Annotated in this window: 9 protein-coding genes; 3 read left to right on the top strand and 6 right to left on the bottom strand. The window is 72.6% G+C overall.

All coding sequences use genetic code 11. The features are described 5' to 3' along the window. Window positions 1-479: RNA polymerase sigma factor (locus ACFU5G_RS27455; RefSeq protein WP_377251848.1), on the bottom strand; the 479-nt coding region annotated here is incomplete at its 3' end. Window positions 480-865: 386 nt separating this feature from the next. Here ACFU5G_RS27455 and ACFU5G_RS27450 point away from each other — a divergent pair. Together ACFU5G_RS27450 and ACFU5G_RS27445 are read left to right on the top strand one after the other, a co-directional pair. After that, on the top strand, window positions 866-2053 hold the full coding sequence (locus tag ACFU5G_RS27450) for an alpha/beta hydrolase family protein (protein WP_377251846.1): 1188 nt from the start codon (window positions 866-868) through the stop codon (window positions 2051-2053). A gap of 192 nt (window positions 2054-2245) precedes the next feature. Next, complete coding sequence (locus tag ACFU5G_RS27445; protein WP_377251844.1) at window positions 2246-2740, top strand: YbaK/EbsC family protein; 495 nt, start codon at window positions 2246-2248, stop codon at window positions 2738-2740. Window positions 2741-2786: 46 nt separating this feature from the next. Here ACFU5G_RS27445 and ACFU5G_RS27440 read toward each other — a convergent pair whose 3' ends face one another. Both ACFU5G_RS27440 and ACFU5G_RS27435 read right to left on the bottom strand, forming a co-directional pair. After that, window positions 2787-3296 (bottom strand): hypothetical protein, encoded by a 510-nt coding sequence (locus tag ACFU5G_RS27440; RefSeq protein WP_377251842.1) that lies wholly within the window; start codon window positions 3294-3296, stop codon window positions 2787-2789. A gap of 38 nt (window positions 3297-3334) precedes the next feature. Then, the gene (locus ACFU5G_RS27435; RefSeq protein ID WP_377251840.1) at window positions 3335-3889 is read right to left on the bottom strand and encodes a hypothetical protein; all 555 of its coding nucleotides are present in this window, start codon (window positions 3887-3889) and stop codon (window positions 3335-3337) included. Window positions 3890-4017: 128 nt separating this feature from the next. On the opposite strand from ACFU5G_RS27435, the gene ACFU5G_RS27430 reads away from it, so the two are divergent. Continuing rightward, complete coding sequence (locus ACFU5G_RS27430; RefSeq protein ID WP_377251838.1) at window positions 4018-5292, top strand: FAD-dependent oxidoreductase; 1275 nt, start codon at window positions 4018-4020, stop codon at window positions 5290-5292. Between the two features lie 161 nt (window positions 5293-5453). Here ACFU5G_RS27430 and ACFU5G_RS27425 read toward each other — a convergent pair whose 3' ends face one another. From ACFU5G_RS27425 to ACFU5G_RS27415, 3 genes are all read right to left on the bottom strand, one after another. Beyond that, a complete protein-coding gene (locus ACFU5G_RS27425; protein ID WP_377251836.1) occupies window positions 5454-6347 on the bottom strand; it encodes an SMP-30/gluconolactonase/LRE family protein in 894 nt (297 codons plus the stop codon). A 69-nt stretch (window positions 6348-6416) separates the two neighbouring features. After that, complete coding sequence (locus ACFU5G_RS27420) at window positions 6417-6998, bottom strand: cysteine hydrolase family protein (protein ID WP_377251834.1); 582 nt, start codon at window positions 6996-6998, stop codon at window positions 6417-6419. After that, entirely contained in the window at window positions 6995-8419 is a 1425-nt protein-coding gene (locus ACFU5G_RS27415; protein WP_377251832.1) for a purine-cytosine permease family protein, read from the bottom strand. The genes ACFU5G_RS27420 and ACFU5G_RS27415 overlap by 4 nt, the downstream gene beginning before the upstream one ends. Window positions 8420-8495: the final 76 nt, after the last annotated feature.

Raw genomic sequence — 8495 nt, 5'->3', positions numbered from 1 at the left:
CCGGCGAGGCGTTCCTCGGCGCGGCGTAGCCGCATGGTCACGGCGTGGGGTCGCACGCCGAGGTCGCCGGCGATGTCGGTGACGGCCATGTCGTGCACGTGCCGGTCGAGGAGGATCTTGCGGTCGTCGTCGGCGAGGTCGGACAGGGCGGAGCGGAGCATGGTGACGTCGGCCTCGCGCTCGGCGTCGAGCTCGGCTCCGGCGACGGGGGGTGTCAGGCCGTCGAGGGTGTCGTCCTCGACGGCGTGGGTGCGGCCGGCCTCGCGGGTCATGGAGATGGCTTCGTTGACCGCGGCTCTGCGCCAGTAGGGGGCGGGGTCGTCGATGGTGCCGCCGGTGGAGACGATGCGGACCATCTTCTCCAGGGCGCGGCTGGCGGCTTCCTCGGCGTCGATGCCGGGCACGCGTGCCGCGACGGAGCGTACGACGTTGGGGCGGTGCACCACCCAGTCGTCGACCTGGACGTCCTCACCGCTCACGTCGACACCCCCTTCAGCGCAGCGCTGCCCCACCCGTGACGATGCCTGGGAAGCGCAGCCGGGGGAGTACTGCGTTCAGCGAGATGCGGGTCGGATGTGCCGATCGGGCGACACGTGAATGTTGTCGGAAATGGCATGCGAAAGGCGATGTTCCGCCCCGATCTTGTTGACCCAGCATACGTAACGGGCGCTCCGCATTGGGCATCGCAGAGGATGAAATGCGTCGCACGCGAAGGAGTGCATCTGCCCGTGATTCCGCCGGTTTTCATCCGGTAGAGGACAACCCCGACTTTTCGGTGCGGGCCATTCAGGGGCTTCCCGGGCTTGTCCCTGGAACTCGCGCCGAACCCTCGACCCGCACCTCGCGGCGTGCGAAGAATCTGGGCATGCAGACAACCAAACGCCTGGTCAGATCCGCTTTTGCCGCCACAGCGCTCGTGGCGTGCACCGCTCTGGTGGCGCCGAGCGCGATCGCGCTCACGGAGGCGGCGTCGGCCACGTCGGCGTCGGCCCAGGCGTCGTCCGAAGCGACCGAACCAACCCTTGCCCTGCCCGAGCCGACGGGGCGGTACCCCGTCGGGCTGACGCCGCTCCACCTCGTCGACGAGGACCGTGCCGACCCGTGGGTGCCGCAGGCGCGCCGCGAGCTCATGGTGTCGCTGTGGTACCCGGCGGTCCCACGCGGCGAGATCGCGCCGTACACGTCCGAGGCCGTCTCGACGGCGATCATCGAGGGCGCGCGGCTGCCCGTCGCGCCGGACATCCTGACGAGGGTCGAGACCCACGCCTACGACCGGGCCCCGGCGCTCCCCGGACGGCGTCCGCTGGTCGTGCTCTCGCCGGGCGCGGGGCTCAGCCGCGAGTCGCTGACGTCCCTCGCCGAGGATCTGGCCTCGCGCGGCTACGTCGTGGCCGGCATCGACCACACGTACGAGGCGCGCGTGGTGGAGCTGCCGGGCGACCGGGTCGCCGGGTGCCTGCTGTGCGAGCGCGAGAACACGGCCGAGCTCGGCGCGTGGGTCGTGCGTGGGCGGAGTGCCGACATCAGCTTCGTGCTGGACGAGCTGACCGGCGGCCGGCTCTGGCGGCACGCGCCGATGATCGACGCGCGGCACGTCGCCGTCGTCGGACACTCGATCGGCGGGGCCGCCGCGGCGGTCTCGGTCGTGGACGACCCGCGTGTGGACGCCGGGGTCAACCTGGACGGCACGTTCCAGGTGGACTTTCCCGAGGGTGGGACGGACCGGCCGTTTCTCATGCTGGGCAGCGCCTCGCACGAGCCGGGCGCCAGCGACGGCACGGACTGGCCCGACAACTTCGCGCGGCTGGGCGCGACCAGCCGGTGGCTCCAGGTCCCGACGGCGAACCACGGGTCGTTCACCGACCAGCTGATGTTCCTGGACCAGCTCGGGGTGCCGCTGCCCGGCGGTCCGGACACGGTCGGTGGTGAGCGCGGGGTCGAGATTACGGCCGCGTACATGGGCGCGTTCCTGGACCGTCACCTGCGCGGGCTGGAGGCCCCGCTCCTGGACGGCCCGTCGGCGGCGTACCCGGAGGTCGAGTTCGAGGGCTGACGCGGGGCGCGGCTGGCGCGGTGCGAGGCGGGCGCGGCGCCGCCCGGCCCCCGCCGCCGATGGTGCGCTTCTACCCAGTCATCGGGCCGGGAATCACGCGAGATCCGGGCCCAATGACTGGGTAGAAGCGCACTTCAGCGGCGGGGGCCAAAACTAGTGGGGTGGGGGTGGTGCAGTGCCTAGGATCGCCGCATGTCGAACTCCGTGCCCGCGCCGATCCACCCCGCCGTCGAGAAGGTCACCGCAGCACTCGCAGAGGCGGGCGCTACGGGCCAGGTCCGCTGGCTGGACGACGCCGCGACCACCGCGGCGCTGGCGGCCGAGTTCCTCGGCATCGGCGTCGGCCAGATCGCCAACTCCCTGGTGTTCCTGTTCGACGGGACGCCGACCCTCGTGCTCACCTCCGGCGCGCACCGCGTCGACACGGCCTGGCTGGGGGAGCAGGTCGGCGCGTCGATCACCCGGGCGTCGAAGGAGCAGGTCCGGGACGCGACGGGCCAGGTAATCGGCGGCGTCGCGCCCGTGGGCCACCCGGTGCCCGTGCGCACCTACATCGACACCGCACTCGGCGCGTACGACGAGGTGTGGGCCGCGGCCGGGCACGCCAAGACCGTCTTCCCGACGACGTTCGACGAGCTGGTCCGCATCACGGGCGGCACCCCGACGGCGGTCACCCCGCACGCCTGACGTCGCCGTCCGCTCAGACCCGGCTCGCCGGACGGGCGGACGCCGCTCATCTCGCCGGGACGGAGTGCCAGTAGGCGGCGTTCTCGCTGGTCTGCCGAAGGATCGCGTCCGTGGTCGGTGGCGCAGGCCAGAGCTGGAGCAGGTAGGAGTCCGGAGCCGACTGGTCGTCGTCGGGCGTGTCCATGTCGTGGCCCGCGTCCATGGCGTGCAGGTTGTACCTGGCTCGGTGCCACCCGGAGCGCGGGAAGTTCAGCGGGTGGCTGTCGTCGAACGAGTCGAGCGCATAGTCGCCGTCGCGAAGGTCGATCGAGGCCTCGACGACGTCCTCCCACTCGGTGTCGATCGGCGGCTCCGTCTCGGTCCACTCGACGCGGAACGCCACCTCGCCTGTGTGCAGCCCGGTGATCCCTCCGAGCCGGTGCGGTTCCTGGGCGCCCAGCAGACCGTTGCGCTGGTCGCGCCGGGCAGCGATCAGGTCCTCGACGAACTCCCCGGCCGGAACGACGGAGAAGTAGCCGTAGTGGACCGAGATCTCGCCGTCGAAGAGAACTGTCATGGCGGCAGTCTGCCGGGAGCTACTGACACCGAGGCCGGTCAGCCCCCGAGCGCCCCCTGCCCCGCGACCAGCGACACCGTGCCCAGCACCAGGAACACCGGGGCCGCGAGGATGCCGCACCAGAAGCTCGGCGCGGCGACCTGCCGTGGCAGGAACAGGCTCACGACGCCCGCCGCGGTGATCAGCACGGCCGCGAGCAGCATGATCGGCTGCTCGAACACGAACGACAGCGGCGCGAAGTGGGTGCCCACCACGATGAGCACGGTCGGCGCCAGCAGGTGCTGCCGCGCGGTGCGCGCGTAGAAGATCGCGAGCCCGGCGATCACCGCGACCTCGAGCCAGAACACCACGATGTAGATGATCAGGGCGGTGCTCCCGGAGACCAGCGCCGTCGGGCCGCCCCAGCTGCGGATCAGGGGCAGGAGCCCAAGGCCGAGCAGTGCGAGGCCGCCCGCGCTGAGCGCCCCGAGGACCACCCGCCAGACGACGCCGGCCGGCGGCCGCTCCTGCGCCCAGCCCGCCCACATGAAGGTGACCAGGCCGAACAGCACGGCGGTGAACACGAGGTCACGTGCGAACTCGGCGTTCAGCATCTCCGGACCACCTCCCCGGCGCAACGCTATCCAAGAACGTGCCCGGATTGTTCCCGACCGCTGTCAACTCAGGTTGACAGGCGATGAAGGTGTCAACCATAGTTGACAACCCGACACCAGGAGGCGCCATGACCCCGACCGGCCGAACCACCGACGTCATCGTGATCGGGGGCGGCCCGACGGGTCTGCTCCTGGCCGGCGACCTCGCCGCCCAGGGGGTGGACGTCACGGTCGTCGAGCGCTCCGCCGAGCCGGACCCGCTGCCGCGGGCGAACGGCGTCGTCGGCGACGCCGTCCGGCTGCTCGACGAGCGCGGCCTCTACCGGGAGCTCGCCGGGCACGACCGCAGCCTGCGCGGCACGCTGCACCGGATCGGCACTCGGAACCTCGGCAGGCACCCCCGACCCGCGCCGTCCTTCGGCTATGCCGGATTCCGCCTGCCGCTGCGCCGGGTCCAGGACCGCCACCCGGTGTACGTCCTGCCGGTTCCGCAGCGTGCGCTGGAGCTGGCCCTGGAGCGTTCCGCGCTCCACCGGGGCGCGGTGGTGCGGCGCAGGCACGAGCTGCGGTCCTTCGCGCAGCACGCGGACGGGGTGCACGCCGAGGTCGCCACCCCGGGCGGCGTCGAGCGGTTGTCCGCCGCCTACCTCGTGGGCTCCGACGGCGCGCACAGCCTGGTGCGCAAGCAGGCGCGCATCGAGCTACCGGGGGCGACGCTCGACGGCGCGGTGTCCCGGCTCGCGCACGTGACCATCCCGCGCCACGAGCTGACCGCGACCGGCGCCCTGCGTATGCGCGACGGTGCCAATCTGCGAGCCTTCCTGCCGCACCGGACATCGCGGGGCGTGCTCACCTTCGGCTCCTTCGGCAGCGGGCTGACGACGGTCAGCACCCTCGAGTGGGACGCACCCGCGAACGACGACGTCCCGATGACCGTCGACGAGCTGCGGGACAGCGTCGCGCGGGTCGTCGGCCGTCCCGTGGACCTCGAGCCGCCGCACGGCTCCGGGCCACACCAGCTGCGCCGGACGAGCAGCAGGAACGCGCGGGTCGCCGCGACCTTTCGGGCCGGCCGGGTCTTCCTCGCGGGCGACGCCGCCCACGTGTTCACCGGGTACGGCGCTCCCGCCCTCAACGCCGGCCTGCTCGACGCCGCCGACCTGGCGCACCGGCTGGCGGCCGCAGTCCTGGGGGTGGACGGCGCCGGTGAGGCCCTCGACGGGTATGACGACACCCGGCGCACCCAGGCCCTGCGGACCGTGCGGCACAGCGCGGTCCAGGAGAGCCTGCTCGCGCCCGGCGACGACGTGACGGCCAGGCGCACAACGTTCGCGGCCCGGCTGGCCGACCCCGGCTTCCTGTCGGCGCTGGCGGACGAGCTGGCGGGCCGGACCCCGAGCTGAGGCCTTGGTGCTGAGCCCGGGCGGCTGACGGAGATTCAGCAGGCTCCAGGCGACCGTCACGGCAGGGGATTCGGACGTCTGGAGCCTGCTGAACCCAAGTCAGCCCACCAGCACCGGCGCCAGCACCAGCACCAGCCTCAGCACCAGCACCAGCGCCGGCCTCAGCGCAGCCCCGTGACCGTGACCCGGATCGACAGCAGCAGGTTGGTCGCCGTCACGAACAGCACGTTGCCCTTGGCCCCACCGAACGTCAGGTTGGAGCACACCTCGGGCAGCAGCAGCTTGCCCAGCAGGGTGCCGTCCGGGTCGATGCAGTGCAGACCGTCGTGTGCCGCGGCCCAGATCCGGCCGCCGTCGTCGACCCGGACGCCGTCGAAGGCGCCCGCGTCGCTGGTGGCGAGCACCTCCCCGCCGGAGAGCGTCAGGTCGGGGCCGACGTCGAAGCGCCGCAGGTGCTTGCGCTCGCTGTCCGCGACGTAGAGGGTGCGCTCGTCGGCGGAGAAGGCGAGGCCGTTGGGGCCGGCGAAGTCGTCGGTCACCCGCGTGACCGAGCCGTCCAGGTCGCGGCGGTAGACGTGGGTCCCGCCGATCTCAGGCGTGGCCGCGAAGCCCTCGTAGTCGCTCTGGATCCCGTAGGTCGGGTCGGTGAACCACACGCTCCCGCCGCTGTGCTCCACCAGGTCGTTCGGGCTGTTCAGGCGCTTGCCCTGCCAGCGGTCGGCCAGCGTGGTGACGGACCCGTCGGGCTCGGTGCGCGTGACCGACCGGCTGCCGTGCTCGCACTGGAGCATGCGGCCCGCGCGGTCGACGGTCCGGCCGTTGGCGTACCCGCCCGGGCTGCGCCAGACGCCGACGCCGCCCGTCGCCTCGTCCCACGCGAGCACCCGGTCGTTCGGGATGTCGCTGAACAGCAGGGTGCGCCACGCCGGTGAGTACGCCGGGCCCTCGAGCCAGCTGCCCTCGTCGTAGAGCACGTCGGCGAACGTGTCACCCCGGACCGGGGCGAACCGCTCGTCGTGGCGCTCCCACCGGGCGCGGATCCTGTTGACGGTCACAGCTGTCTCCTTCGTGTCGAGCATGCGGTTGCTGCCGGGCCGGCAGTGATCCTGGCAGCAACCGCGTGGTCAGTGCACGGCTGTGCCGAGCACCTCGGCCACCGTCGTCACCTCGATCAGCGGCGCGTACAGCCGCATGATCTCCAGGGCACGCTCGTGGTTCTCCGGCGTCGAGCCCGCGCAGGCGTCGTCGACGACGAGCACGCGGCGGCCGGCGTCGGCGGCGGCGAGCGCCGTCGAGATGACGCAGCAGTCGGTGGCCACGCCCGCGAGCACCAGGGTGCCGGCGTCGCGCGTGGCGGCCGCCAGCTCCGGCCCCCACTTGCCGAACGTGGTGCGCGTGACGACTGGTGCGCCGCCGGCGACGACGTCGGCGAGGTCGGTGATCTCGTACAGCGGGTCGTCCTGCGGCACGAGCGCGAACGGCCACTGGTCGAAGTAGGCGCGCCAGGCGCCGTCGGGCACGGCGGGGGCGACGTAGCGCGTCAGGACGGTGCGGCCCGTGAACGCGGGCAGCAGGCGCCGCGTCCCGGCCAGGGCCCGCGGGTAGTCGGGGGAGGCCCAAGGGCTGGGCGGGACGGCGAACACGTCCTGCATGTCGATGACGACCAGGGCGGCATCAGTCCCGACGACGTCCGCACCCCCGCTCACCGCCCCTCCTGCCGCCGCACCGCACGGGCGCTCAGCAGGAGTGTCCCCACGAACCCGAGCGCCAGCGCGACCAGCACGCCGAGGTTCGCGAACGCCCAGTTCCCGTCGACCCCGCCGAGCGGGCCCAGCAGGTAGCCCTGCCAGGCCAGCCAGGGCGCGTAGGTGTTGGTCACCAGGCCCCAGCCGATGCCGGTGCCGACCACGACGAGCAGCACGGCGGGCCAGTTCACGGACCCGTACCGGCCGGCGGCGTCGTACAGGTCGGCGTCGGCGTAGTCGCGGCGGCGCAGCAGGATGTCGGCGAGCAGCACGCCGCACCACGCGGCGACCGGAACGCCGAGGGTGATGAGGAAGCCCTGGAAGGGGCCGATGAACGAGTCGGCGACGAACACCACGTAGATGGCGCCCACGACCATGAGCGCGCCGTCGATGGCGGCCGCGACCCAGCGCGGGGCGGGCAGGCCCAGGGACAGCAGCGCGAGCCCGGACGAGTAGATGTCGAGGGCGGCCCCGCCGATCAGCCCGGCCAGCGCCACCACCGCGAACGGGATGAGGAACCAGGTGGGCAGCAGCGTGGACAGGGCGCCGATCGGGTCGGCGCCGATCGCCTCGTTCAGCACCGGGTCGGAGCCGGCCAGCAGCAGGCCGAACACGAGCAGGACGACGGGGGCCAGCGAGGCGCCGAGCGTGGTCCAGCCGACGATGCCGGGGCCGGAGGCGGAGCGCGGCAGGTAGCGCGAGTAGTCGGCGGCCATGTTGACCCAGCCCAGCCCGAAGCCGGTCATCATGAACACGAGCCCGCCGATCACCTGGGGGCTGCCGCCCGCGGGGATCGCGGCGACCGCTGCCCAGTCGATGTGGTCGGCCACCAGGATGATGTAGACGACGGTGAGCACCGCGGTCAGCACGGTGATGACCACCTGGAGCCGCATCACGAGGTCGAAGCCGAAGACGCCGGCGACCACCACGATCCCGGCGACGACGATCAGGGCCACGACCTTGGTGACCGTGCCGCCGCCCCAGCCGAGCGTGCCGAGCACCGTGGACGTCGCGAGCGTGGCCAGGGCGACGAGCACCGTCTCCCAGCCGACCGTGAGGATCCACGACAGCAGCGACGGCAGCTTGTTGCCCCGCACGCCGAACGCGGCCCGGGACAGCACCATGGTGGGCGCGGAGCCGCGCTTGCCCGCCAGCGAGATGAACCCGCAGAACAGGAAGGACACCACGATGCCGACGACGCCGACGACGACGGCCTGCCAGAACGACACGGCGAACCCGAGCAGGTAGGAGCCGTACCCGAGCCCCAGCACCGAGACGTTGGCGCCGAACCACGGCCAGAACAGGTTGCGCGGCGACCCGCGCCGCTCGGCCTCGTCGATGGTGTTCAGGGCGTTGGTCTCGACGCTCGTGGGTGAGCTCATGGTGGCGATCCTGCCACCCGGCGCCCCGTCAGGGCGAGGGTCGTCCGGGGACACGCGAAGGGCCCGCACCGAGACC

It is taken from the genome of Promicromonospora sp. NPDC057488 (assembly GCF_042802395.1).
Taxonomy (GTDB): Bacteria; Actinomycetota; Actinomycetes; order Actinomycetales; family Cellulomonadaceae; genus Promicromonospora.
This window is presented reverse-complemented; position numbering and strand designations above follow the sequence as displayed.